At 33.5% G+C, this 26610-nt stretch carries 31 protein-coding genes and 1 pseudogene; 25 read left to right on the forward strand and 7 right to left on the reverse strand.

Features of this window, described 5'->3' with window-relative positions:
* Nucleotides 1–210: hypothetical protein (locus MV052_RS00040; protein ID WP_297439566.1), on the forward strand; the 210-nt coding region annotated here is incomplete at its 5' end.
* Here MV052_RS00040 and MV052_RS00045 read toward each other — a convergent pair.
* The 3 genes from MV052_RS00045 to MV052_RS00055 are packed head-to-tail and all read right to left on the reverse strand — an operon-like array spanning nt 176 to nt 1898.
* Complete coding sequence (locus tag MV052_RS00045; RefSeq protein ID WP_297439567.1) at nt 176–448, reverse strand: hypothetical protein; 273 nt, start codon at nt 446–448, stop codon at nt 176–178. The genes MV052_RS00040 and MV052_RS00045 overlap by 35 nt on opposite strands.
* A complete protein-coding gene (locus MV052_RS00050) occupies nt 445–696 on the reverse strand; it encodes a hypothetical protein (RefSeq protein WP_297439568.1) in 252 nt (83 codons plus the stop codon). The genes MV052_RS00045 and MV052_RS00050 overlap by 4 nt, the downstream gene beginning before the upstream one ends.
* Nucleotides 693–1898, reverse strand: a complete 1206-nt coding sequence (locus MV052_RS00055; RefSeq protein ID WP_297439569.1) for an MFS transporter — start codon at nt 1896–1898, stop codon at nt 693–695. The genes MV052_RS00050 and MV052_RS00055 overlap by 4 nt, the downstream gene beginning before the upstream one ends.
* Nucleotides 1899–1998: 100 nt before the next feature.
* On the opposite strand from MV052_RS00055, the gene MV052_RS00060 reads away from it, so the two are divergent.
* The 18 genes from MV052_RS00060 to MV052_RS00145 all read left to right on the forward strand — a co-directional run bounded on the left by MV052_RS00060 (nt 1999) and on the right by MV052_RS00145 (nt 19410).
* Nucleotides 1999–2400, forward strand: coding sequence for a flagellar protein FlaG (locus tag MV052_RS00060; protein ID WP_297439570.1), 402 nt, complete (start codon nt 1999–2001; stop codon nt 2398–2400).
* Between the two features lie 128 nt (nt 2401–2528).
* Nucleotides 2529–3755 (forward strand): argininosuccinate synthase, encoded by a 1227-nt coding sequence (locus tag MV052_RS00065; RefSeq protein ID WP_297439571.1) that lies wholly within the window; start codon nt 2529–2531, stop codon nt 3753–3755.
* Between the two features lie 20 nt (nt 3756–3775).
* Nucleotides 3776–4513, forward strand: a complete 738-nt coding sequence (locus MV052_RS00070; RefSeq protein ID WP_297439572.1) for a ferredoxin-thioredoxin reductase catalytic domain-containing protein — start codon at nt 3776–3778, stop codon at nt 4511–4513.
* Nucleotides 4514–4960 carry a 50S ribosomal protein L9 gene (rplI, locus tag MV052_RS00075; protein WP_297439573.1) on the forward strand — a complete coding sequence of 149 codons (447 nt, stop codon included), beginning with the start codon at nt 4514–4516 and terminating at the stop codon, nt 4958–4960.
* A gap of 6 nt (nt 4961–4966) precedes the next feature.
* Nucleotides 4967–5509: an ATP-dependent protease subunit HslV gene (gene hslV, locus MV052_RS00080; protein WP_297439574.1), complete on the forward strand. Its 543-nt coding sequence runs from the start codon at nt 4967–4969 to the stop codon at nt 5507–5509.
* Nucleotides 5509–6837 (forward strand): HslU--HslV peptidase ATPase subunit, encoded by a 1329-nt coding sequence (hslU, locus tag MV052_RS00085; RefSeq protein ID WP_297439577.1) that lies wholly within the window; start codon nt 5509–5511, stop codon nt 6835–6837. The genes hslV and hslU overlap by 1 nt, the downstream gene beginning before the upstream one ends.
* A gap of 9 nt (nt 6838–6846) precedes the next feature.
* Nucleotides 6847–7731, forward strand: a complete 885-nt coding sequence (gene era, locus MV052_RS00090) for a GTPase Era (RefSeq protein ID WP_297439585.1) — start codon at nt 6847–6849, stop codon at nt 7729–7731.
* Entirely contained in the window at nt 7721–8710 is a 990-nt protein-coding gene (locus MV052_RS00095; protein WP_297439592.1) for a L,D-transpeptidase family protein, read from the forward strand. The genes era and MV052_RS00095 overlap by 11 nt, the downstream gene beginning before the upstream one ends.
* On the forward strand, nt 8711–10003 hold the full coding sequence (locus MV052_RS00100) for a M99 family carboxypeptidase catalytic domain-containing protein (RefSeq protein ID WP_297439610.1): 1293 nt from the start codon (nt 8711–8713) through the stop codon (nt 10001–10003). It abuts the gene before it with no gap.
* Between the two features lie 11 nt (nt 10004–10014).
* Entirely contained in the window at nt 10015–11550 is a 1536-nt protein-coding gene (locus MV052_RS00105) for a hypothetical protein (RefSeq protein ID WP_297439615.1), read from the forward strand.
* Complete coding sequence (locus MV052_RS00110) at nt 11547–12179, forward strand: hypothetical protein (RefSeq protein WP_297439621.1); 633 nt, start codon at nt 11547–11549, stop codon at nt 12177–12179. The genes MV052_RS00105 and MV052_RS00110 overlap by 4 nt, the downstream gene beginning before the upstream one ends.
* Nucleotides 12179–12610, forward strand: coding sequence for a hypothetical protein (locus tag MV052_RS00115; RefSeq protein WP_297439626.1), 432 nt, complete (start codon nt 12179–12181; stop codon nt 12608–12610). Before MV052_RS00110 ends, MV052_RS00115 begins: the two co-directional genes overlap by 1 nt.
* 9 nt (nt 12611–12619) lie before the next feature.
* The gene (gene mshL, locus MV052_RS00120; RefSeq protein ID WP_297439632.1) at nt 12620–14275 is read left to right on the forward strand and encodes a pilus (MSHA type) biogenesis protein MshL; all 1656 of its coding nucleotides are present in this window, start codon (nt 12620–12622) and stop codon (nt 14273–14275) included.
* Nucleotides 14276–14287: 12 nt separating this feature from the next.
* Nucleotides 14288–15091 carry an ATP-binding protein gene (locus MV052_RS00125; RefSeq protein WP_297439636.1) on the forward strand — a complete coding sequence of 268 codons (804 nt, stop codon included), beginning with the start codon at nt 14288–14290 and terminating at the stop codon, nt 15089–15091.
* Nucleotides 15084–15878 carry a hypothetical protein gene (locus tag MV052_RS00130; RefSeq protein ID WP_297439643.1) on the forward strand — a complete coding sequence of 265 codons (795 nt, stop codon included), beginning with the start codon at nt 15084–15086 and terminating at the stop codon, nt 15876–15878. The genes MV052_RS00125 and MV052_RS00130 overlap by 8 nt, the downstream gene beginning before the upstream one ends.
* Nucleotides 15875–16417, forward strand: a complete 543-nt coding sequence (locus tag MV052_RS00135; protein WP_297439651.1) for a hypothetical protein — start codon at nt 15875–15877, stop codon at nt 16415–16417. Before MV052_RS00130 ends, MV052_RS00135 begins: the two co-directional genes overlap by 4 nt.
* Nucleotides 16418–16429: 12 nt before the next feature.
* The gene (locus MV052_RS00140) at nt 16430–18166 is read left to right on the forward strand and encodes a GspE/PulE family protein (RefSeq protein WP_297439658.1); all 1737 of its coding nucleotides are present in this window, start codon (nt 16430–16432) and stop codon (nt 18164–18166) included.
* Nucleotides 18163–19410, forward strand: a complete 1248-nt coding sequence (locus MV052_RS00145; protein WP_297439667.1) for a type II secretion system F family protein — start codon at nt 18163–18165, stop codon at nt 19408–19410. Before MV052_RS00140 ends, MV052_RS00145 begins: the two co-directional genes overlap by 4 nt.
* Nucleotides 19411–19418: 8 nt before the next feature.
* On the opposite strand, the gene MV052_RS00150 is transcribed toward MV052_RS00145, so the two are convergent.
* Together MV052_RS00150 and MV052_RS00155 are read right to left on the reverse strand one after the other, a co-directional pair.
* Nucleotides 19419–19997: a YigZ family protein gene (locus MV052_RS00150; RefSeq protein WP_297439675.1), complete on the reverse strand. Its 579-nt coding sequence runs from the start codon at nt 19995–19997 to the stop codon at nt 19419–19421.
* Nucleotides 19998–20000: 3 nt separating this feature from the next.
* Nucleotides 20001–20711 (reverse strand): YebC/PmpR family DNA-binding transcriptional regulator, encoded by a 711-nt coding sequence (locus MV052_RS00155; RefSeq protein ID WP_297439684.1) that lies wholly within the window; start codon nt 20709–20711, stop codon nt 20001–20003.
* A gap of 67 nt (nt 20712–20778) precedes the next feature.
* Between MV052_RS00155 and MV052_RS00160 the strand changes: the two genes are divergently transcribed.
* The 6 genes from MV052_RS00160 to MV052_RS00185 are packed head-to-tail and all read left to right on the forward strand — an operon-like array spanning nt 20779 to nt 25305.
* A complete protein-coding gene (locus MV052_RS00160) occupies nt 20779–21225 on the forward strand; it encodes a hypothetical protein (protein ID WP_297439691.1) in 447 nt (148 codons plus the stop codon).
* A 10-nt stretch (nt 21226–21235) separates the two neighbouring features.
* Entirely contained in the window at nt 21236–22501 is a 1266-nt protein-coding gene (locus MV052_RS00165) for an O-acetylhomoserine aminocarboxypropyltransferase/cysteine synthase family protein (protein ID WP_297439699.1), read from the forward strand.
* A 51-nt stretch (nt 22502–22552) separates the two neighbouring features.
* Nucleotides 22553–23659: a homoserine O-acetyltransferase gene (locus tag MV052_RS00170; protein WP_297439706.1), complete on the forward strand. Its 1107-nt coding sequence runs from the start codon at nt 22553–22555 to the stop codon at nt 23657–23659.
* A complete protein-coding gene (gene xseB / locus MV052_RS00175; protein ID WP_297439712.1) occupies nt 23652–23840 on the forward strand; it encodes an exodeoxyribonuclease VII small subunit in 189 nt (62 codons plus the stop codon). Before MV052_RS00170 ends, xseB begins: the two co-directional genes overlap by 8 nt.
* Entirely contained in the window at nt 23837–24634 is a 798-nt protein-coding gene (locus MV052_RS00180) for a carbon-nitrogen hydrolase family protein (protein WP_297439721.1), read from the forward strand. Before xseB ends, MV052_RS00180 begins: the two co-directional genes overlap by 4 nt.
* Entirely contained in the window at nt 24631–25305 is a 675-nt protein-coding gene (locus MV052_RS00185; RefSeq protein ID WP_297439724.1) for a ThiF family adenylyltransferase, read from the forward strand. Before MV052_RS00180 ends, MV052_RS00185 begins: the two co-directional genes overlap by 4 nt.
* Nucleotides 25306–25329: 24 nt before the next feature.
* Here the strand turns inward: MV052_RS00185 and galU are convergent, their stop codons facing one another.
* Both galU and MV052_RS00195 read right to left on the reverse strand, forming a co-directional pair.
* Nucleotides 25330–26169 (reverse strand): UTP--glucose-1-phosphate uridylyltransferase GalU, encoded by an 840-nt coding sequence (galU, locus tag MV052_RS00190; protein WP_297439730.1) that lies wholly within the window; start codon nt 26167–26169, stop codon nt 25330–25332.
* 336 nt (nt 26170–26505) lie between these two features.
* Nucleotides 26506–26610 (reverse strand): annotated as a pseudogene (locus MV052_RS00195) (IS5/IS1182 family transposase); the annotation flags it as partial.

Raw genomic sequence — 26610 nt, forward strand, 5'->3', positions numbered from 1 at the left:
GTCATCAAAACATTGACTATCATCATAAACTGCATACTCATACCAACCGCAGCCAGCGCAGCAACACTCACCGTTCCTACCATAAGCATATCTATAAGAACTTGTAAAATATCGACAAGATGTTTGAGCGCTGCGGGAAAAGCAAGTGAGAAGACTTTTTTAGTATCTCGTGAAATTATTTTTGAAAAAATTGTGCGACCTCGCTCATAACTTCTAGTAGTTCCTCTTTTGTAGCAAATTCAAGCACTTTTTTATCTCGTATATCCTCACCAGGTGGCGTATAATCAAAAACAAGTACGAAGTTAATAAACTTCACTTTCTCACCATAAAGATCAAACCATTCTAAGCTCATTTCAGCGACTTCTCCTTGCATATCTATAACCACTGCTCCATACAGTCGTGTTAAATTTTCTAAACTAATATCACCATCTTTTGATTTATAAATCATTCTATTTCATCCTTATTGAGACTTTTATTCATTCGTCCATTTTTCATCTTGACAAAAGCGAGTATTCCAAAAATAACACCAACACTTATGGAGATCACACCCCACAAATCTTCTTTTTCATATGCCATAACTATCCAGCACAAATCTGCAAATAAATAGATAAACACAGCTTGATATATTTTCCCTTTAAAGGTCAAAAATGCACCTATATTTAATAACAATCCACCTAAAACTGCAAAACTTATCATGAAATCTCTTTTATTTTTTCTGATTTTAGTACATAGTTATAATAAAATGCACCAACAAAAAAACCTGCACCCATTATAGCTGTTATCGCCTCCAAAGAAAATGAATGTGTCGCTAAAAACCCTATCATATATGATGTAAACGCAGCAGAAGACAAAAATAGCATATCATTGTATGCTACGATACGTCCATAGTATTTTTCTTCTATATTTTTTTGTAAAAGGGTGTAGCTATAGGACCACAATGTCGTGGTAAACAAGCCAACGATAACACTTGCAAAAAGCGAAAGATAAAAGTTGTGCATAACAAACGCCCAAAGCCAAATAGCTAAACCTTGCGCTATAAAAACATAAATTAGTCGTTTATTATTTATCCATTTTCCGATATAAATCGGCCCTATCACCAAACCTATGGCACGTGCGGAGTTTAAAAGTCCAAGAGCGAGGGAAGTGGCAATTATTGAAGCATAATATTTGTCAACCATAAGAGCAACTAAGGCATCAAACGCAGTAAGTCCTACAAAAGAGTGCACAAGCATCAAATGAAAGGCTTTTGGTGATTTTTTAAGATAAGAAAATGTCTCTTGCATCATAATGATGATGTTAGCCTCAATTTTTATCATTTCAACTTTGATTTGTAGGGTATAAAGAAGTCTAAACGCAGCTATAAATATCATTCCATCAAGTATAAACGCAGCTTTAATACCAAACAAATAAACAACAAAACCACTTATCGCCATACCTAAAGTATATGAGAGTGACCAGATAATAGAATGAAGTTCATTTGCAAGTTGTAGTTTACTCCCATGGAGTATTTTAGGCAGCAATGACATCTCAGTAGTAAAATAAAATGATGCAGCTGCCATTTTAAAAAAAATGAGCAAATATAAAAGCCATAAATCTGAATAGTCACTCACAAATACTAAAGTAAAAGTTGCAACTATTTCAACAATGATAAGACTTAACATTAGCCTCTTGGGATTCATTCTATCAATGATGGGGCCAGATAAAGGTGCCTGAATCACACCTGCCAAAAAATGCAACATTGCAACAAAAGCGACAATTTGAGCCGAAACATTCAACTCCAGTAAAAGTGTGTAAATAGCAATGTTGCTAAACCATGCACCAAAGTAAGAAATAAGCTGTATAGTTGAGAGTCGTCGCAGGACTTCTTCTTCTTTTAAAAGTTTGATATATGCTTTCATAAATGCAAGATTATCATAAATTTTGCATTTTTTATTAAAGTATTTTTTTTTCTTGTCGATTTTAGGTTTAAGAATTATACTTTTAACAAAGGAGTACGTCATGGATGGCATTGCAAATGTTGCTAGACAGCAACAATCACAAGTAAGTGCAGCAGAATCTCAAGGAAGAGTTCAAGAGCAGTCACAACAAGTTCAAAATACTGCCCAAACAAGAACAAAACAAACTGATTTAGTTAAAGAGATGCAAGATACTACAGCAAAAGCTGGCACAAAAATTGACTCACAAGAAAAAGTGGAAGATTTGGTAAAACAACTTAACGATGCACTAGCACCAATGAGTACAAATATTAAATTTGGTGTTGACAGTCAAGATGTCTTTTACGTCTCTGTAATTGAATCTGATACAAATAAGATGATACGTAGATTTCCGGCAGAACAAGCACATGATTTTTTACCAAAAATGCAAGAAGTTAGTGGAATATTATTTGATTCAAAAGGCTAAACTCATACTCTTTTGAAGCTTTTCTTTATTTATTTTTATCTTCTCTACTATATAGCTTTCACATAAGCAAATTCTCACTTACATTTAGGTACAATCGCGGTAATAATTTTACTATTAAGGTTTTTTATATGAAAAAAAATGTTAAAAAAGTTGTTTTAGCGTACTCTGGTGGACTAGATACCAGCGTAATCTTAAAATGGCTACAGGACGAATACAAGTGTGAAGTTGTAACTTTTACAGCTGATTTAGGTCAAGGTGAAGAGCTTGAACCTGCTCGAGTCAAGGCACTTGAATTTGGAATTAAACCTGAAAATATTTTCATCGATGACCTTCGTGAAGAGTTTGTAAAAGATTTTGTTTTCCCAATGTTTAGAGCAAATGCAATCTATGAAGGTGAATACCTCCTTGGTACTTCAATAGCACGTCCACTCATTGCAAAACGTCAAGCAGAAATTGCAAAACTAACTGGTGCAGATGGTGTTTCTCATGGTGCAACTGGAAAAGGAAATGACCAAGTACGTTTTGAGATGGGTTATCTAGGTCAAGACTCAACACTTACTATCATTGCTCCTTGGCGTGAATGGGATTTAAACTCTCGTGAAAAGCTTTTAGCTTACGCAGCTGAGCATGGAATCCAAATCGAGAAAAAAGGAAAAAAATCACCTTATTCAATGGATGCTAACCTTCTTCATATTTCTTATGAAGGTGGAATTTTAGAAGATCCTTCAGCTGAACCTGAAGAGTCAATGTGGTTATGGACAAACTCTCCCCAAACAGCTCCAGATGAAGCTGAGTATATAGAAATCACTTATAAAAATGGTGACCCAATCGCACTTAATGGTGAAGCATTAAGCCCAGCGACGATGCTCAAAACACTCAACGAAATTGGTGGTAAACATGGCATCGGACGTGTTGACATCGTTGAAAATCGTTTTGTAGGTATGAAAGCTCGTGGTTGTTATGAAACACCAGGTGGAACTATCATGCTTAAAGCACATAGAGCTATAGAGTCTATCACCCTCGACCGTGAAGCAGCACACCTTAAAGATGAGATGATGCCTCGTTATGCGAAGCTCATTTATAACGGTTTTTGGTTTGCGCCTGAGCGTGAAATGTTACAAGCTGCAATCGATCAAACACAAAAATGGGTAGAGGGAACAGTAAGACTAAAACTGTACAAAGGGAATGTTACAGTTGTTGGAAGAAGTTCTGATGTGTCACTTTTTAACCCAGAATATTCAACTTTTGAAGAAGATGAAGTCTATAACCAAAAAGATGCCGAAGGTTTTATTAAACTTAACGCATTGCGTTTTATCATAGAAGGTAAAGCAAGAAACAAGTTTAAAAACAAATAAAAAATAAAAGGAATAACAACATGAGTATAATCAAAATCGACATGAATTCACCAGAGTTTCAAGCTGAATTAGAAAAAACAATTAAATTTACAGATAAAGTAAATGCACAATTTGGTTGGGTATACAACCCTCAAGAAGAAGTAAATGAAGGCGTACAAATGGGTCTTGCAAGAAACAAGATGATGTACAAAAAAAGATTTTGTCCTTGTTTTATGGTTGAAGAAGTTGACGGAAAAGCAAAAAGCGTTGATGACAGAATTTGCCCTTGTAAACCTGCTATAGAAAAAGAGATACCAGAAGATGGTGTTTGTCACTGTGGTATCTTCTGTACACCGGAGTTTGCAGCAAAAAAGCGCGTTGAGCTTGGAATGGAAGAAGCTGCACACAACAATTCTCGTGGACTTTCAAAAGAAGAGTGTGAATTACTAGTAAACAAAGATGAACTTGATGGAGATGAGCTTATTTCACTTCTTGAAGCGAGAGAATTAGGGATGGTTAATTTTACACTTGTTGATGTACGTGAGCACATGGAATGGCAAATGGGTCACATCAAAGGTGCAGATAAGCTCGTTCCTACAAGTTCATTTTTTCAAACTTGGGAAGAAGCAAACTTAGGTAAAGATGAAAATATCATTGTTTACTGTCATGTTGGTAGTCGTTCTGCACATGTAGCGAGAATTCTTACAGATAATGGTTATACAAAAATCGGTAACCTTACAAATGGTATCGTTGCTTACCCGGGCGAAAAGGAAAGATAATTGAAAGTTCTTTTAATTAAAGATGTAAAAAGTTTAGGTAGTGCTGGTGAAGTAAAAGAAGTAAAACCTGGTTATGGTCAAAACTTTTTAATAAAAAAAGGTTTTGCAAAACCTGCTACTCCTGAAATTATCGCTGAGCATGAAGCAGAGTTAAAAAGATTAGCGGAGGAAGAAGCTGCTGAAATTGCAAGACTGACACAAACAGCAGAACAACTAGATAAAATCGAAGTGATTATCACTAAAAAAGTGGGCAATAATGGTCATCTTTTTGGTGCGATTACAAAAGATGAAGTGGCTACTGCACTGAAAGAACAGCATGGTATCGAAATAGATAAAAAACATATCACTGACAAAACTGCAATTAAAACAATTGGTGAACACGACCTTGACTTAAAACTCGGTCATGGTATCCATGCTAAACTGCATGTAGACGTTCAGGGAGAATAAATACTCATGTTTGATGCTACTACTATACTAGCCTATAAAGGTAAAAATAAAGCCGTTATCGGTGGTGACGGTCAAGTTACCTTTGGGGATAGCGTATTAAAGGGCAATGCAACTAAAATTCGAACATTACATCACGGTAAAATCCTTGCAGGTTTTGCCGGAAGTACTGCTGATGCTTTTAATCTATTTGATATGTTTGAAGAATTTTTAGAGAATAAAAAAGGGGATTTACTCAAGTCCGTTGTTGAGTTCTCTAAAGCATGGCGTAAAGACAAAGTACTACGCCGTCTTGAAGCTATGATGATAGTTCTAAACGCAGAACACATCTTCATCCTCACAGGAAATGGTGATGTTGTTGAGCCTGAAGATGGAGAGATAGCCTCTATCGGAAGTGGTGGGAATTTCGCTATTTCAGCAGCACGCGCACTTAAAAAACATGCTTCCCTAGATGAAGAAGACCTTGTAAAAGAGTCACTTCACATTGCTGCTGATTTATGTATATATACCAACCATAACATCAAAACACTCACACTCAATGGAGCCAAATAGTGAATTTAACACCTAAAGAAATTGTTGAATATCTAGACCAATATGTCATTTCTCAAAAAGATGCAAAAAAAACCATTGCACTTGCTCTTCGTACACGATACAGGAGAATGCAGCTCAATGATGAACTTAAAAATGAAATCACCCCGAAAAATATTCTCATGATAGGTTCTACTGGTGTAGGAAAAACCGAGATTTCTCGTCGTTTAGCTAAAATGATGAAAGTTCCATTTATAAAAGTTGAAGCGAGTAAATATACTGAAGTTGGTTTTGTTGGACGTGATGTCGAATCTATGATACGTGATTTAGTTGTTAACTCTATCTCCATTGTAAAAGCAGAACAAGAAGAAGCAAACAAAGAAAAAATAGACAACTACATTATAAATAAAATCACAGAAAAACTGCTCCCCCCTCTTCCCGCAGGAGCAAGCCAAAGTAAAAAAGATGACTACCAACGTTTACTCCAAGTAATGGAAAAACGTGTCGAGTCAGGTGAAATGGATGACAAAGTAATAGAGTTAGAACTTGAAAAACTCAATGTAGAGTTTAATGACACTAACCTACCTCCAGAGATGGCAAAAGTTCAAGAAAGTTTCTCTAAAGTTTTTGCCCAAATCAACAAAGAAGACAACAAAAAAGAGATGACTGTTAAAGATGCAAAAATACTTCTACGCCAAGAAGCAAGCGTGAAACTCCTAGATATGACAAGAGTAAATGCTGAAGCACTCCGTCGTGCTGAAAATGGTGGCATCATCTTTCTTGATGAAATTGATAAAATTGCTCTGAGTGAAAAGTCACAAGGAAGAAATGACCCTTCAAAAGAAGGTGTGCAAAGAGATTTACTTCCAATAGTTGAAGGAAGTAGTGTCTCCACAAAATATGGAACAATCAATACTGACCATATACTTTTTATCGCTGCTGGTGCATTTCATGTAAGTAAACCAAGTGACTTAATTCCAGAACTACAAGGGCGTTTTCCTTTACGTGTGGAATTAGAATCTTTAACTGAAGATACACTCTATCAAATCCTTACACAAACACATAACTCATTGCTTAAACAGTATGAGGCACTTTTAGGTGTTGAAGGTATGCAGCTAACATTTGAAGATGAGGCAGTAAAGGCCATTGCAAAACTCGCCCACCGTGCAAATGAAAATGCTGAAGATATTGGAGCGAGAAGATTGCATACTGTATTAGAGAGAATTCTTGAAGATATCAGTTTTCATGCTGATGAATACAAAGACAAAGAATTTATAGTAACAGCAGAGCTTGTACATGAAAAACTCGACGAAGCTGTCGAAGATGAAGATTTATCAAGATATATTTTATAGGACAACTCAATGACTAAAGCTGGTTTTGTTTCACTAATTGGACGCCCAAATGCAGGTAAAAGCACACTAATGAACTCACTTTTAGGTGAAAAAATTGCAATGGTTAGTCAAAAAGCCAATGCAACAAGAAAAAGATCAAATGCAATAGTTATGCATGATGATACACAAATAATTTTTGTTGACACTCCTGGTTTACATGAAAAAGAAAAAATTCTTAACCAATTTATGCTTGATGAAGCATTAAAAGCGATGGGCGACTGTGATCTCATTGTCTATTTAGCGCCCATAACAGACTCAACAGAACATTATGAGAAGTTTCTTAAAATAAATAATGGACGAGTCAAACATATCATAGTGCTCAGTAAAATAGATCAAGTCTCCAAAGACAAGCTTTTTAAAAGAATGGCAGCTTACAACCAATATGCAGAGCACTTTGAAGCACTTATTCCAGTTGCAATTCCTCGTAAAGTAGGTCATCAAGATTTACTCAATACAATTGCAAAAAATTTACCTGAATCTCCTTTTCTTTATGACCCAGAAGATTTAACAAGTGAGCTTGTTCGAGATATCTATGCTGGCTTTATTCGTGAAGGTATTTTTGAAAATGTAAGCGATGAAGTACCTTATGAATCTGATGTTATTATTGACTCTATCGAAGAAGAAAATTATATTGATAGAATTCACGCGACGATTATTATCGAAAAAGAATCTCAAAAAGGGATAATCATCGGAAAGAATGGAGACTCCATTAAACGAATAGGAAAATCTGCTAGAGAAAAAATAGAACGTTTGAGTGGTAAAAAAGCCTATCTTAACTTACAAGTCACAGTAAAAAAAGGCTGGACAAAAGATAAAAACTTTTTAAAAGAAATAGGATACGATAATGGCAAATAAAATGAAATTTATACTTCTTTTTGTATTCATGTCATCTTCTTTCAACTCTTTTCTTTTTGCTTCAGACAATGACATACTAACACACTACAGACTTAATGGCATTCAAGATATTGAAAAAAAACTTGACAAAGATTTAACAGGCAAAGGGTATTGGAAAAATTACCTTAAACATCAAGATACAAAATTTGGCTATCTTGAGACATATACAAATGTACTCACTTGTAATAAATCACAATCTGATTTAAGAGTATATGTCAAAGATGCTAACAATACTTACATATTAAAAAAAGAATACAGTGCATTTACAGGAAAATTTAAAGGTGATAAATCCAAAGAAGGTGATTTAAAAACACCTATAGGTGTCTATAATCTTGTAAAAAAACTCTCTAAAATAGATGAATTTTACGGTCCTTTAGCATTTGTTACTTCTTATCCAAACATTTATGATAAATATAATGGTAAAACTGGTAAAGGTATATGGATTCATGGTTTACCAGAGCATCAAGATAGAGATGAATTTACGAAGGGTTGTATCGCTATTGGAAATAAAAATATTGAGTGCTTAAATCGTGATCTTGATATTAAAAAAACACTTTTACTTATCAATGAAAAAAGTGATTATAAAAAAGCAACAAAAGAAGAAATAGCCCAAGTACTATCTGAACTTTACGCTTGGAAATATGCTTGGAAGTACAACAATCTTGATGATTATCTTAATTTTTATTCAGATAAATTCATTCGATTTGATGGAATGAATATGAAGCGTTTCAAAAGATATAAAAAAAGAATTTTTGCTAAAAAAGAGAAAAAAACAATTTTGTTTAAAAATTTATCTGTCATTCCTTACCCAGAACATAATGGCGTTTATAAAATAACTTTTGATGAAGCTTACCGTTCTAATAGTTTTTCATTTAATGGAAGAAAAACACTTATCATTGAGCTCATAAATGATAAAATGAACATAATTACTGAGAAATAGATGAAAAGCATATTTTATTTCTCTGTTTTTCTTCTATTTATCTCAAACCTAAACGCAGCTATCAACTTAATAAAAAAAGAAAACAATGACTCAAACACAACCTTACTTGTCATAGGTGGTATTCATGGAAATGAACCAGGTGGGTACTTTGCACCTGCTGTTTTGGCTACACATTATACTATTAAAACAAAAAACTTATGGATTGTACCAAATCTAAACCAAGAGAGTATCATCCATTTTACTCGTGGCATACATGGGGATATGAACCGAAAATTTTCCTATATAAAAAAGCATGATAAAGATAAAAAAATAGTTGAAGAAATCAAAAAAATCATACTTTCAAAAAATGTCTCTCTTGTTTTAAATCTTCATGATGGTCATGGCTTTTATCGTAAAGACAATGAAGGCAGTATTTTCAATCCAAATGCATGGGGTCAAACCTGCGTTATTGATCAATGTAGACTCAAAGAGTGTCAACAGTATGGCAACCTCAATGACATTGCTATAACAATTAAAGACAACATCAATAAAAAACTCTTACAAAAACACCACAGTTTTAATGTAAAAAACACTAAAACTAAATATGAAGACGAAGAAATGAAACTCTCACTTACATATTTTGCTGTGACACATAACAAACCAGCATTTGCAATTGAGACCAGTAAAAACTTATCTTCTCTTTCTCAAAAAGTCTTTTACCAACTAGTAGCGATTGAAGAATATATGAAAATTATGGGTATTGATTACTCAAGAGATTTTGATCTCAATCAAGATTCAATTGCAAAAATAATAAAAAGTTATGGAACATTAGAAATAAACCATAATATTTTGTTAAATTTATGTGATATCAAAAAATCTTTAAGCTACATTCCGATAAAATCAAAAAGTAACGAATTTAATTTTTCAAACCCATTAGGGGAGATCAGAAAGGTCAAGGGAAGATATTTAGTTTATATAGCCAATAAATTGCTTACTAGATTGAAACCTCAATATTTCAAACTTTCTGATAATTGTCAAGCAACTTATGAAATGGAAGTAGATGGAAAAAAAGTTTTAGCTCCAAAAGCTTCAGAAATTTTTGTAAATGATGATTTTAAAATTAGCAAAAGTAATAGTTACCGTGTAAATGTTATTGGGTTTTATAAAAAAGGGAAATCTGATGAGAGTGATATCAGAATATCTTACAGAGATTTAAACAAAAAATACTCTGTCGATAAACAAAAAAAAGTTTACAGGGTTGAGTTTTACAAGAAAAACAAATTTTGTTCCATGATAATGGTTCATTTTAAATAGGATTATAGTTAATGAGTACATCAACACAACAATCTTTTACTAGTGTGCTGTCAGTTAATCCATATACAGAGACTTATTTTAATGGAGTTTCTAGCTTCATTAGCGAATCTCTTAGCCCGGAATATTCAAAAGAGCAGTTCGTCATTTCATATCTTAATACAAAAGATTTTATCAATGCACAAATTGAAATAAGTAAAAATATTCCTGATGAAGACTTATATGATGCTATTAACAGTAAAGCATATGATGAGCTTGCTCTTGATCAAGCTGTAGAATATAAAATACAGTATATAGAGAACTTCAACATACTTGATGAAGAAAATAGACATTTTCATATATTCATCGTTGATCCCCTTGATATTACTAATACTTTTTCAAATGTCATAGAAAAAATTAAATACATTGATGTAATCATTCCTGCACCACTTTTAATTAAATCTATCTATGCTAAAGATATTATAGAAAGTACTGCTGTACATTGTTTTATTTATTTTCAAGAAAATGATGCTTTCATCACTATATATGGTAATAAGGAATTTATCTATACAAAATCTATTAAATACTCATTTATCGAAATGCATGAACGATTTTGTGAACTTTACGGTGAGCGTATAGATTATGATGATTTTTTACATTATTTTGCGAATGAAAATCTTCGAGATAGCACAAGTGACTATAAAGAATTTTTTATTCGTCTCTACAAAGAGCTTTTTGCAAATATAAACGACATCCTAACCTATGCAAAAAGAGCTTATGAAATAGAGAAGTTTGAACATATTTATATCGGTTCCGAGCAACAAACTGTTATGAAACTTCATGAAATGCTTGAGGTTGAGCTCAATGTAAAGTCGAGTGAGTTTGATTTTGATTATGGTTTTGAGACGAATGATACATATGTAGACCAGTTACATGCATTAATGCATTTATATAATACGATTCCAAAAGATGAAAAGTATGAATGTAACTTCACTGTGTACAAGCGTCCACCTAAATTTATAAGACGCGAAAGTGGAAAACTTATCATCTTGGTCTTGGCCGCATTTTCATTAGCTTTTGCGTATCCTATAACATATTGGGTATTGACTTATGCACAAGAGCTTCAAGAGGATTTACTCAAGCAAGAATATACAGAAGTACACACTAAGAAAATCACTAGAGAAGCAACAATTAAAAGTAAATTGGTTGATAAAGATAAGGTCATCACCCTGCTTGAAGAAGAAAAAAAAGAATATGTAGAGAAAAAGAACACTCTACTGAAGATTCATGAAGTTAAAGTTGATTATCCTATGAAAGCAAAACTGATAGCAACACTAACTAAGGATTTAAATAAATACAAAGTAAATGTTGAATCTGTAAATTACTCAGAACCAAATGGGGAGAAGATACTAAGCTTACATCTTGTTGCTAATAAAGATAGAAGTATTACGCTTTTAGTTGAATATCTCACAAAAGTTCATGCAAATAAGTTTGATTTTGATTTACAAGAAATTAAATATGATCCAGAAACTAGAAAGTACTTTAGTGAACTGAAGGTGAAAATATTATGAAAATAAATTACGAAGATTACTTACATGAATTAGACTTGGTATTTAAGAACAAAACAAAAAAAGATACTTATATGATATATGGCATCGTTGTCATGGGAATTTTTGCTTTTTCTTATCTCTTATTTTGGGATAGTTCATTTGAAGGTTTTGAAAAAACAAGAAAAAATGTTATCACCTTGCAAGAAAAGATTGATGTAGATAAAAAGTATCTACAATTAAATCCAGAATCTAAAATTACACAGCTTGAAAAAGAGATTGCTAAAATCAATCAAGAGGTAATTGCAAAAAAAGATACGAATGCGTATATTAAAAGTAAAATCGAAACAATTTCTTCTCTTATATATGATGAGCGTACATGGGGTGAGTACCTTGACTCAATATCCACCAATGCACAAACATATCATGTTAAACTTCTCAACTTAACAAATCAATACGCTCAAACAGAAAGTTCATTTGGGCATATTTTGGATATCTCAGTTCAATCAACTGCAAATTTCAACAATACCTTAAAGTTTATCAATTCTTTAGAGCAAAGTACCCTTGTTGTTGATATTCACAATTTTAATATAAAAGCTGAAGAGACTTTAAATACAGATTTAAACATTTCAGTTTGGGGGATTACATACTAATGAAAACTTTATACATTGCATTATTACTCATAGGTACCCTAAGCGCTAATGAACTCTCATGGGTTGATGAGCAAGTTGAAGCTATCAAACCTTCAAGACAGGGACTCAGTGACAAAGCAGCTTCAAAACTAAAAGATCCTTTCATTTTTTTAATCGTTAAAAAGGAAGATGTTAAAGGTAAAAAAACTCTTAAAAAAAGAGTAAGAAGATCCAATTATGTTAAAAAAACATACACAAGAAAATTTACACTCAAAGCCATCTTAAACAAGTCTGCCTTAATTAATGGTCGATGGTATAAAGAAGGTGACAAAGTTTATGGGTATAAACTGAAAATTATTGATCTAAACACTGTGCTTTTAAACAGAAGCAATAAAAAAATACTTCTCTCAACAAAGAGTAAAAGTAAAAACTTAAAATTTAAACATAAATAGGGATATCACATGAAAAATATACAAAAATCAGTTTATGCAACTGTCTTAACACTTATGTTATCAACAAATAGTTTTGCTGACTGTTCTTATGAACTTTTCAGTATTAGCTCTACTAAAAATACGAAGATAATGGACTTTGTGAACCAACTAAGTGATGAGTGTGCTTTTAGTGTTATTATAACTGATCCAAATGCAGAGAAGTTTCTCAATAAAAAATTGAACAAAACAAATCTAAAAAACCTCACTATCAACGAGGTCTTGGATATCATCTTAACTGAGAATAATTTAACATATACCCTAGAAAATAATCTTCTAAAAATTTCATATTTGACTACTCAAGTATTTAATATTGATTATATTTTATCACAAAGAAAAAGTTCCGGTAGCACAGATGTTACTCTTAGTTCGTCTTCTAATCTTCAGAACCAACAATTTGGGGGAGCAGGAGGATATGGAAGTGGTTCAATGGGTGGAGCGCAATCTAATGGACCTGCTGGAAACTTAGGTTCTTCTTCCATGGGTGGGAATTCAACTGCAGATACAGGAATAAAGATAGAAAGTAGTGATGAAGTTAAATTTTGGGAACAACTCGATGTTGAATTTCAAAAAGTTCTCAATCGCCCTCACGATACTTACAAAGCTACAGCACCTATAATAAATAAAAATGCAGGTCTAATAACAGTTACAGCGACATCTAAGCAACTCAAACGTTTTAAAGATTATCTACAAAGATTACAAGACAAGGTACAGCTTCAAGTACTTATTGATGTTCAACTCTTATCTGTAACAATGAGTGAAGGTAAAACTACGGGTATAGATTGGAAACAGCTCTATGCTCTTCAAAATGTTGAAGTAAGTTTACATCATTTACAAAATAAAAATGCTTCAACTTGGGATACACAAGATGGACAAGTCAACATTACTGAAACTGATATAGGAATGTCAGGTATTCCAGATGCAATCAACGGTGCAGCAAGTTTAGTCAGCATCAAGGCGGGTGGAAAGCTTAATGAAGTAATAAAATTCCTCAAAACACAAGGGGATGTAAACTCAATCTCTAATCCAAAAGTATTAACATTAAATAATCAGCCAGCACTTATTACTGCTGGAACAGAATACTTTTATCAAATTAAATCTTCAACGAATCAACAAGGGAGTGGTGGTGGACTCGCAGCTACCACTCAAAACAACCTTGTTCAATCTGTATTTGCTGGTGTACTACTAACAATTACTCCAGAAATTTCTGATGATAACACGATTACATTAAAAATTAACCCATCTTTATCTGAAACTACAACTGACATTTCTCAAACTGTCAATACAGGTCGTGAAATGCCTCCAGATTTAAATCGTCGTCAACTTTCATCTGTAGTAACTGTCAAAGATGGAAATAGAATTATTTTAGGTGGTCTTATAAACACTAAAAATAGCACTCAATCAAATAAAGTTCCTTTGCTTGGAGATATTCCAGTAATTAGTTACTTATTTAAATATGAAGAAGCAGTCAAAGAAACACAAGAACTTGTAATAATTATTGAGCCTCATATTATTCATAAAGAAAAAAATTCAGTATCTCTTTCTGAATTAGGATATAAAGGTTTAAGCAACGATTTAATCACTGCAGAACTTTCAGCACACAAGAAACTAGATAGTGAAACAAAATAAGGTATTAAATTAATGGACAGTATTTATGAAAATTCTAGAGATGCTTTTTTAGATACTGTAAATTCTAAGGATTATGTGCAACTTGATAAGGTTTCAACTATCTACCAATCTTTAAAAGACTCTATTAAAAAGCCTTTAAAGATGATTTTATTGTATGGAAAACCGGGAACTGGGAAAAGTATGTTCTTAAATAAACTTTACAATGACTTAGCTCCATTACAAAATATCTTTTTGTATAAAACACCAATTTTAGATGAAGAAGAGTTTTATAAACTTCTTGCACAAGACTTGTTTGATACAAAATATAGTGGAGGACTAAACTTCACTCAATTTATGAAAGTTGTTTCTAGTAAAAAAAGTGAAGACATTCCTATTGTACTTTTAGACGAAGCGCAATTATATCCTGAGGTACTGATGGAAAAAATTAGACTTTTATCTGATACACGTGCACTCAAATTTGTCATCACACTTCATAAGACAGAAAAAGAAGATATTATTGCAAAAGAACACTTTCAAACTCGTATTTGGGAAACAATCGAGCTAGAAAATTCATCTCAAAATGAACTAAAGATTTACATACAAAAAAAATTACTCAAAGTTAACTGTTTTGATACAGCAAATATGTTCCAAGACAATACTATTAAAAAAATTTATAAGCTAACAAAAGGAAATTATAGGGACACAAACAAACTTCTTTATACTATATTTGATATTTATGCTGCATATGAAGAAAATGACAAGCTTCCAAGGATGGATAAAATTCCAAATAAGTTTATTGAAATGGCTGCAATATATTCAGGACTCATTGATGCATAATCTACACGACCTTGAAAAACGTTGGTTACGTTATAAAATCAAATCATTCATTCCCTACATATTACTCTTTATTGTTACCATAAGCATATTTATCTTTTATCAATTCCGCTCTAGTTTTACTATCACTCCAACAAATAAGATAAAAAATATAGCTGAAAAAAATGTATCTTCTACAACTAAAATAGATATAAATAAAACAAAACAGATACAACAGTATCAAAGTAAACCTAGTAAGATAATTAGTAAAGAAGCAAATAGTACAAATGAAAATCTAAAGCTAAAACTCAAACCATCTATGGACTTTATCCAAAATTTAGAATTATCAGATGATATGCAACAGCACAAAACTACAACAATAAATACAAACAAGTCGCCTAGAGCCATAGAAAAAAAAGTTCCTACACACAAGGCAAAAGTACAGCATCTTCCTAAAAAAGTTCAAAAACAAGATGAGCAAACAAAACTAATTATAAAAAGAGAAGAAACACAAAATGATTTGCAAGAAATTATAAAAAGATTTAAAAACAACAAAAATCCTGCTCTTAGCTTGTTTATAGCAAAAAAATATTATGAGATTGGAAATTACTCTCAATCTTATAATTATGCATTAATTACTAATGAGTTAAATAAGGACATAGAAAAAAGCTGGATTATTTTTGCTAAATCACTTGTTAAACTCAACAAAAAAGAGGATGCAATTAAAATGTTAAAAAATTATATCAACTATTCTCACTCGAGTAATGCGACAATTCTTTTAAATGATATCAGAACTGGAAAATTCAAATGAAACTGATTTTACTTTTTTTTCTTCTTACCAGCCTACATGCAAGCACGAAGCAAAAAATGTTTAAACTCTACCAAAATGAAGAGTATGACAGAGCGTGTACCTTAGGGTTTAACTATTTTACAAAGAACAGGAAAGACGAACAATTTCTTTCACTTTATGGTTTTTCATGCTTAAAATCTGACTATATAAATAGACTTGCACAACCTGTAGCAAGGCTGAAATTTTCGCAAGAAGCAAGATCTAATGCAGCTTATTTTTCAGTAATATTAATGCAAAAAAAACTTTTATACCATTCAATACTAGATGGTTATGATCTATCTTCATTTACCTTCCCTTCAACTGACTATGTACTTTCCAAAGTATTTGATCTTTATGCAAAACTGGGTAAACATGACAAAAAATCTTTTTATATTTTCAAAGATCCAAACGACACAAAGTTAATGTACAAACTTTATATCACAAAAGACTACAAAATTAATAAAATGATTATTGAAGAATATTATGATACAATCAAAATAAAACGCCATATATATTGGTAAAGGAGTGTTATAGTGGATAGAATTACAACTGATTTACTTAATAATGGCTCCATAATGAAGGGACAAGTATCTAGGCTCCTCGCTAAAGGTATAAGTGAGAACCTTATACTAAGAGATATCACATTGTCTGGCTTTATGACTATGGATCGCCTTGTACGTTTTATTGTCCAACAAGTTAGAGATGGTGTTTACAAACTTTCTATTATTGACAACTATGACTATATTCCTGAAAAAGCCGTCTTAGAAAAACTTGCTACAGAATTAAACCTAATGTTTGTTGATTTAGATTCTATAGATATGGATTATAACCTTACAAGTATGGTACCCTTAGCACAACTGCAAAAGCATAATGCCATTCCTATCTCTCAAGATGATATGAGTGTTACAGTTGCATTTAATGATCCTCTTGATATAGATGCGCAAGAAGCAATTCAACGCTTATTTCCAAAAAAAATCTTAAAAATAGCACTTGCAACAAAAAAACAAATTTCTAACTATCTTTATAAAATTGGGCTAAAAGACAGTGTTAAAGGACTTATAAATAAAATACGAGATGAATTAAATTCTATCTCTTCAATAGAAGAGCAACAAGAGGCTTCTTCTATTCTTTTACTTATTGATGTTATCTTAAAAACTTGTATCAATGGTCGTGCAAGTGATATTCACGTAGAACCAACTGAAAAAAACTGTGTAGTTCGTGGCCGTGTAGATGGAAAACTGAGTGAGATGTTTATTTTTGAAAAAGAAATTTATCCACCTTTAGCCTCAAGATTAAAACTTCTTGCCAACCTTGATATAGCTGAAAAAAGAAAACCACAAGATGGGCGTTTCTCTACTGCTGTGGGTTCACGTGAATTTGACTTTCGTATTTCTACTTTGCCTATACTCTACGGTGAGTCTATCGTTATGCGTGTACTTGACAAGCAAAAAGCTCTTGTTAGGCTTGAAGATGCTGGTATGGATAGTGCGAGCTATCAAAAGCTATTAAAAGGTCTTCAAGCTCCTTACGGTATCATTTTAGTTACTGGTCCTACAGGATCTGGTAAAACTACAACTTTGTATGGAGCTTTGAACGAACTAAGAAATATAGAAGACAAAGTTATTACCGTTGAAGACCCTGTTGAGTATAGAATGAATCTTATTCAGCAAGTACAAGTAAATGCAAAAGTTGGTCTCAGTTTTGCAGATGCACTACGATCAATTCTTCGTCAAGATCCAGATAAAATTATGATTGGGGAAATTCGTGATCAAGAAACGCTTGAAATAGCTATTAAAGCGGCTCTTACTGGGCATATGGTTATCTCGACGCTGCATACAAATGATTCTATAAGTGCTATTCCACGTATGGCCGATATGGGAATTGAGCACTATCTTATCAGTGGGGCCTTAGTAGTTATTCAAGCACAACGTCTTGTTCGAAAGATATGTGTTCACTGTAAGGTTGAAGATGAACTCTCAGCTTCTGTATTAGAAGAAGTGAGTGAATCCATACCAGAGGGTACAGTTTTTTACAAAGGGAAAGGTTGTCGAGAATGTGGGGGAACTGGTTATATGGGACGAGAAATGATATGTGAAGTTTTAAACATATCTGAGGAATTATCTTCTCTCATTGCTAAAGGTGCTTCTAAAGAGCAAATGCTGACTCAGGCAAAAAAAGAAGGTTTTATACCTATCTATCAAAATGGAATTCAAAAAGCTATTGATGGGATAACTAGTATCGAAGAGATATTAAAGGTGGCAAAAGGATGAAGTACTTTATAGCAACGGTTTTAACCAAAGGGAAAAAAGAAGAGATAGGCTTATATGCGCAAGATAGAAAAGAGGCAAATAAATTTGCCAAATTAAAGTTTACTGGCATTATTATCAAAGTTGTAGAGGCACAAGAGCCTCTAGATGCACAGCTAAAAAGATTTAAAGCCAATCTTCTCTCAAACATTAAAAAAAGAAAAATCAAGCCTGATGCACTCATCGCTGCTATTCGACAACTTGCAGTTATGACAAATGCTGGTATTTCCATCCATGATTCGCTTACTGAAATAGCGGATGCCACAACAGATGAAGCCTTAAAAACAGTCTTCTCCAAAGTAGCAGATGACATTAACTCTGGACTTTCACTCTCGGCTTCAATGGAAAATTTTCGCTTTGAACTGGGAAACCTTACTATTGCGATGGTACAACTCGGTGAAAAAACAGGTAACTTAGATGAAGCACTCTACTCTCTAGCTGATATGCTTGAAGAGATTCGTGCAAATATTATCAAATTTAAAAAAGCTATGGCATATCCAAGAAATGTAATGATTGCAATGGCCATTGCCTTTACAATTCTTATATCTTATGTTGTTCCTCAATTTAAAGCTATATTTGAAGAACTACATGCTAACTTGCCCCTACCGACTATTATTCTCCTAAAACTAGAATACCTTTTTAATAATTTTGGTCCTTATGTCCTAGCAGCAATCTTTTTAGCTTATGTAGTCTTTAAGCATCTCATTAATAACTACGAACATATTCGATATAATTGGCACAAATTTCTCTTACGTGTTTATCTTATTAATAATATTATCAAATTTGCAACACTCAGTAGATTTACTCTAGTATTCTCAGAACTTATTCGCGCAGGTATTCCTATTGCTGAAGCACTTGATACTTCTATTGGAATGATTGATAATTTACCACTCAAGAAAAAGCTACTCTCCGTAAGGTTGACAGTCGAGAAAGGTGGAACACTAAACAAAGGTTTAGAAGAAACAAAACTATTTGAAAATATGATTATTCAGATGATTCGTGCAGGTGAAGATAGTGGTACACTCGATACCATGATAAAAAAAGTTGCAGAATACTACAAAATGCGTTTTGATGCTATTATTGATGGTCTGAGTGAAGCTATAGAGCCTATCATGCTCCTTATCATCGCTTCGATGGTTATCTTATTGGCACTTGGTATCTTCTTACCAATGTGGGATATGGGTAACGCTGTTCAAGGAAGAACGTAGTTTAAAAACTACTCTTCTTCTATCTCAACAAGACGAATGACTTTGCCGAGAAATTTTTTCATATCTTCTTCTGCTGCTCTGAGCGTATATGTGACTTTATCACCAAAAAACTTATCTACTACGACAATGTCAAAGGCTTGACACTCATAATCTATAAACCTTGCATCAGTGTAATTAAAAACTATCTTTTTTGTTAACTCTTTTTTATACTCAAACAATTGAGCTTGTTTCACAACAAGATTAACAGCATCACTGTACGCTCGAACAAGTCCGCCAGTACCAAGCTTTGTTCCACCAAAATAACGAACAATGATAACAGCTGCGTTTACAAGCTCATGACCTTGGAGTACCATCAAAGAAGGCTTTCCCGAAGTACCACTTGGCTCACCATCATCACTAGAGTGTTCTACTATTTGATTGTATTCATTAAGATATCTAAACGCAGTAACAAAGTGTCTTGCTTTTGGGTGCAGTTGTTGTAAAGATTCAAGAGTTTTTTTATACATAGAATGAGGAACGAGGTGAGCTATGAACTTTGACTGCTTCACCTCAAGAGTATCAACAAACTCTTCTTTAATATAGAACATAAATTATGCTAAATTTGTATAAACTTTTTGCACATCCTCATCATCTTCAAGTCTTTCAAGTATTTTATCTACATCAGCTTGTTCTTCTTGCGAAATTTGAATCGGTGTGTTTGCAATTCTCTCCAAAGTAGCTTTTGTAATCTCGATACCCATCCCTTCTATAGCCTCGTGTAGTGTACCAAAACTTGTATACTCACCAGTAACCAAACAGATTCCATTTTCTGCTTCTATCTCTTCAAGACCAGCATCAATGAGTTCAAGCTCCATCTCTTCAAGGTCTACATCATCAGCAATAGGAAACTCAAAAAGAGCTTTGCGTGAGAACATAAAATCTAAAGAACCATTTGTTAAAAGTTCCCCTCCATTTTTTGTCAATGTACTTTTCACATTTGCTACAGTTCTTGTATTGTTATCCGTTGCACATTCTATAAAAAGAAGCGTTCCATGAGGAGCTTTTCCCTCAAAATTAACTTCTTTCATATCTGCTAAATCTTTTGCAGCAGCACGTTTGATGGCAGCTTCAATATTATCTTTAGGCATATTTTCAGATTTAGCATTCAAGATAGCCGTACGAAGCTTAGCATTAGAGTCTGGATCCATTCCACCCTCTTTTGCTGCCATAGTAATCACTTTTCCAAGCTTTGGAAACAACTTAGACATTGCGCCCCATCTTTTTAACTTTGATGCTTTTCTATACTCAAATGCTCTACCCATAAAAATATTCCTTTTTAATTTTTGAAATTATACCATTTAGATGTATAATACCACATAAGGAATAAGAATGAAACTCGGATTTAGGATAAAACATTACTTTTATAATGCTTTTAGAGAGATATTTGTACACCATCATGGCTCTCTAACTTTCCGTGCAAAACTTTTTTCACTCATCATTGCAGCTAATGATCATACAAAAATTGACAATTTTATTTTAGTGAAAAAGCTTGGACTTCAAATATACAAAGAAGATGAAGAAAGAGCAAATCTTCTCTTACTCTCAACAAAAGAACTTGTTCAAAAAATAAAAGAAAAAAATGATTTGGATATAGACTCTTTGATACTCAGAATACAAAACGAATTAAAAGTAGTTCCCAGATATGCACACAAAATCGACATTGATGCACTGAAACTTTTTTTAGAACATTCAGACAATGAAGATACTCTGTTATACCAGAAAAATATCATAGAGTTTTTAGAAAAACTAAAAAACGAAACACTTACTAAAAAATAAAGGCAAAATAATGGACTTACAAACAAAAGCACTCCACGCAGGATATGTAAAAGACTCACAAGGGACAATGGCAGTTCCTATTTACCAAACAACAGCATACGAATTTAGAGATGTAGAACATGCAGCCAACCTTTTTTCACTGAAAGAACTAGGAAATATCTACACGCGATTAAACAACCCAACAACTGATGTGTTTGAAAAACGTTTTGCTGAACTTGAAGGTGGAGAAGCAGCAATCGCTACTGCAAGTGGTATGAGTGCCATATTTTTTGCCATCGTAAACGCAGCAGAAGCTGGGGACAATATCATATGCGCAAAACAGCTCTATGGTGGGAGCCTAACACTCAATACACACACACTCAAACGTTTTGGCATCGAGGCACGCTTTTTTGATGTTCATAAACCACAAGAGATCGAAAAACTAATCGATGACAAAACAAAAGTTATCTTTTTTGAATCCCTTACAAATCCAAGTATTGATGTCGCTGACATTGAAGCTATCACCGCTGTAGCCAATAAATACAATATTTTAACAGTAGTTGACAATACCGTTGCCACACCTGTTCTTTGTCGTCCATTTGAATTTGGCGCAGACATCACAGTACATAGTGCGAGTAAATATACAACAGGGCAAGGTTTAGCCATTGGTGGTATCATGGTTGAGCGCAAAAATTTACTAGAAAAACTAAAAAACAATGACCGCTATGCTCAGTTCAATGAAGCAGATGCTTCTTATCACGGGCTTGTTTATAGTGAAGTCGGCTTGCCTCCTTATACTTTACGTACACGTCTTTCTCTCCTTCGTGATTTAGGTGCTGTTGTTTCTCCTTTTAATTCATGGCTATTTATTCAAGGCACTGAAACCCTTTCTTTACGAATGAAAGAACACTCTAAAAATGCTTTAATGCTAGCAGAATTTTTAGAATCTCATCCAAAAGTAAAAAAGGTAAACTATCCAGGATTAAAAAGTAATCCAAACTTTAAAAATGCACAAAAATACTTCCAAGACGGCTTATGTAGTGGGCTTTTAAGCTTTGAAGTTGGCTCCCTTCAAGAAGCTGAAAAAATTGTAAATGCGACAAAGCTATACTCTTTAGTTGTTAACATTGGTGATTCAAAATCCATCATCACTCATCCAGCTTCAACCACACACCAACAGCTCTCACATGAAGAGCTTGTTGCTTGTGGTGTTCCTGAGGGACTTATTAGAATCTCTTGTGGACTTGAGAGTGCTAAGGATCTTATTGAAGACATCCAACAAGCACTTGAAGCATAATTAAGACTCTTTTGATAAAATGTCACTTATTATTTTTGGAGAGTTACCAACTTGTCTTTAAACCTGCAAACACATAGCGAACACTTTACTAATCCACTCTATTTAGAGAGTGGACGTATTTTAGAACCTTATGATATTTCTTATGAGACCTATGGAACACTCAATGAAGAAAAGAGTAATGTTGTAGTTGTTTGTCATGCACTCACTGGTTCACACCATGCAGCTGGAACATATGAAGATGAGAATAAGCCTGGTTGGTGGAATGGTTTTATCGGACCAAAAAAAGCCATAGATACAGACAAGTATTTCGTAATTTGCTCTAATGTCATAGGCAGTTGTTTTGGTTCTACTGGACCTATGAGCCCACAACATCCTCATCATGAGCCATACCGTTATAAGTTTCCTGTTGTCAGCATCAAAGATATGGTCAAAGCACAACGCATCCTCTTTGATAGACTTGACATCCATAGAGTACATGCCATCGTTGGTGCCTCTATGGGCGGTATGCAAGCACTGCAATTTGCCATTCATTATCCAAACTTTGCCAATAAAATTATCTCCATGGCAGCAACCCATGCAACACAACCTTGGGCTATTGCTTTTAACAAAGTAGCACAAGAGTCTATCCTTAACGATCCTGATTTTAAACAAGGGTATTACGACCCAGAGCTCATAAAAGAGCAAGGGCTTTCAGGCATGGCAGTCGGTCGTATGGCAGGACACATCAGCTTTTTATCTCATGAATCTATGCGTGAAAAATTTGCTAGAGACTACAAACTCACAGACGGATTATATGAACTCTTTGGAAAGTTTCAAGTCGAATCTTATTTAGAATACAATGGCTATAACTTTACAAAATGGTTTGACCCACTCTCTTATCTTTATATCACGAAGGCTATAAATATTTATGATTTAGCCCGTGGCTTTGACTCATTAGCAGAAGCACTCAAACGAGTAACGGCAGAGCTTCATCTTATCAGTTTCAAAAATGATTTATTATTTAAAAATTTTGAAATGAAAGAAATTGCACAAGAGTTAGATAAAATAAAGTACACAAACTACAACTACTTTGATGTCGATAGTGACTATGGTCATGATGCTTTTTTAGTTGAACTTGATAAATTTGAAGATTATGTAAAGGATGCATTAAATGGCTAAAGAAAAATTTGAAACAAAACTTGAGGGTGTAAAAAAAATACTTGAAACACTCATGAATCCTGAAATTACACTTGAAGAGAGTGTAAAGGCTTATGAAAAAGGGATGAAAGAACTCAAAGATGCACAAAAAATGCTCGAAGATGCGCAACTAAAAATCCAAAACATAAAAACAGGTCAATGATAGCCGCAGTACTACAGCTCAATGCCCAAGGGATGAGTTCAACGAAACTTTACAACTATATTCGTATAGCAAGTAAAAAAAATGTAAAAGTACTTGTTCTTGGTGAATATGTCCTCAACCCATTTTTTAAAGAATTACAGCAAATGTCTCTAAGTATGATAAAAGAGCAAGCTTCTCACCAAATTAAAGTACTCAAAGAGCTTTCTTCCACTTACAACATGACGATAATTGCACCTTTGGTCATGGTAAAAAAAGCAAATGTATATAAATGTATAGCAAAGTTTGCACCCTCTTCTACTGCATACTATCAACAACAAATTCTCATTAACTACACACATTGGAATGAAGAAAAATACTTTTCAAACGCAGTAAAAGAACTAACAACACCCATGATTTTTAAAGTCGATGGTTTTAAATTTGCAGTTATTAGTGGATTTGAACTTCATTTTGATGAAATTTTTGCTAAACTTAGAAACAAAAATGTTGACTGTATTTTAGTTCCAAGTGTTGCTACATTTGAATCGTATGAGCGTTGGAAAGCGCTTTGTATGAGCCGAGCTTTTACTCATAGTTGTTATTTACTTCGGGCAAATAGAATTGGGGAGTACCAAGGTAAGGATACTACGTGGAGTTTTTATGGAGATTCTTTTTTAGCTTCTCCAAACGCAGAACTTTTAACACACTTAGGCAATAAAGAAGAACTGATGATAGTTGATATGAGTCACACTGATGTTGTTCACGCTAGAAGAGCATGGGGCTTTAAAGAAGCCATAAACAAAAGGAAAAAGTTATGATGCAATATTTTCACCGTCAAGTTCAGCTCTGGGGCGAGCAAACACAGCAACAGCTTCAACATAAAAAGATAGTAATCATCGGAGCAGGAGGACTTGGTTCTTCTCTTGCTTTTGCTCTAGGAGCAACCGGAATTGGCGAAATTCATATCGTAGACTTTGATGAAGTCAGTCTGCATAATATACACAGACAAATTGCCTTTAAAATTGGGGATGAAGGAAAAAATAAAGCACAGATTAATGCAGATATCATTCAACAACGTTGCCCTTTTACAAAAGCTATAGCTCATGAATGTGACTTCTTAGAGTGGAGTAAAAAAAATATTGCAGTTGATTTGATCATTGATGCAACAGACAATCTTCCTACTCGTGGAGATATTAACACCTATGCAAAATCAGCTAATACTCCATGGATTTATGGAAGTGTTGAAGCTTTTCATGGTCAAGTTTGTTTTATCCAAGATGCATCATTTAACGATGCATTTAAAATAGTACAAAAAACACCAGCTGGAATTGCTGCGCCAATTGTCATGCATATCGCATCACTACAAGCTAATCTTGCACTTCGGTATCTAGCAGGGCTTAATGTCAAAAAAGATTATCTTTATTATCTTTTTTTTAATGAAGAAGGTGAACTCGTTACTCAGAAGTTTTCTCTGCCAAAGGCAGAGTAAGAGATACAAATTTACTGCGTTTAGCTACTTTTTTTTCTTTTGTTTTTCCATCTCATAAAAGTAGTTTGTCGCTTCTACAAAACCATCGAGTGAACCACAGTCAAAACGCTTACCTTTAAACTTATAGCCTAAAACCATACCTTTTTTCGCCTGTGTTAAAAGTGCATCAGTGATTTGAATCTCGCCATTTTTTCCTGGTTTTGTATCTTTAATAAGATCAAAAATATCTGGTGTTAAGATATATCGTCCAATGATTGCAAGATTTGAAGGTGCTTTATCAGCATCAGGTTTTTCAACCATGTTGTCAATCATAAAGATACCATCTTCTATCTCTTTACCAGCAATAACACCATAACTACTGACATTTTCTTTAGGTACTTCCATAATAGCGACTATGGAACATTTGTATTTTTCATACAGTTTTACCATTTGTGTAAGTACACCATCACCATCAGGGTTGTAACATAAATCATCTGCTAAGATAACAGCAAAAGGAGCACTACTTCCAACGAGAACTTTTCCCTTATATATTGCGTCTCCAAGACCTTTCATCTCATTTTGACGTGTGTAAGTAAAAGTACAATTGTCAATAAGTGTTCGAATCCCTGTAAGTAATGACTCTTTTGACGTTCCTTGGATCTGATGTTCTAGCTCATAACTCTTATCAAAATGATCAGTGATCGCACGTTTTCCCCGCCCTGTAATCGTTGCCATAACCTCACAACCTGCAGCATAAGCCTCTTCTACGCCATACTGAATCAAGGGTTTCGTCAAGATTGGTAACATCTCTTTTGGCATCGCTTTTGTAGCAGGTAAAAATCTTGTCCCATATCCCGCAGCGGGAAATAAACATCTTTTAATCATTCTCATTTTCCTTTTTAGTCTTCTATTTGATAATAAATCATACATTTCATAGTTAATATCTGTTGGTAATTGAAGCGCTATGGTATCATTAGTAAAGTTATGTAGAGCTAAAACTGACTCTTTTTTATTCTAATCAATCTCCTCTCACATAAATGTCTTTTGAAAATTTCCGCCAATTATAAAATAATGTAAATAATAAAACTATAATTAACACAAAAAACATATCAATTAAATATATATTTACATCTGAAACTAAAAGTAAAAAAGCAGCTATCATTGGTGGAAATACAAATGACATTAAAACAGCAATATTAAATAGACTTCTTGCATAACCCATTAATCCACCTGAAAACCTCTATCAAAATTGATTAAAGCGCAAATGAGATTAAACCTCAAACCAAATCGTTTTCTACGGTTACGATATTTATGAGCAACTATTTT

Source organism: Sulfurimonas sp. (assembly GCF_026988655.1).
GTDB lineage: Bacteria > Campylobacterota > Campylobacteria > Campylobacterales > Sulfurimonadaceae > Sulfurimonas.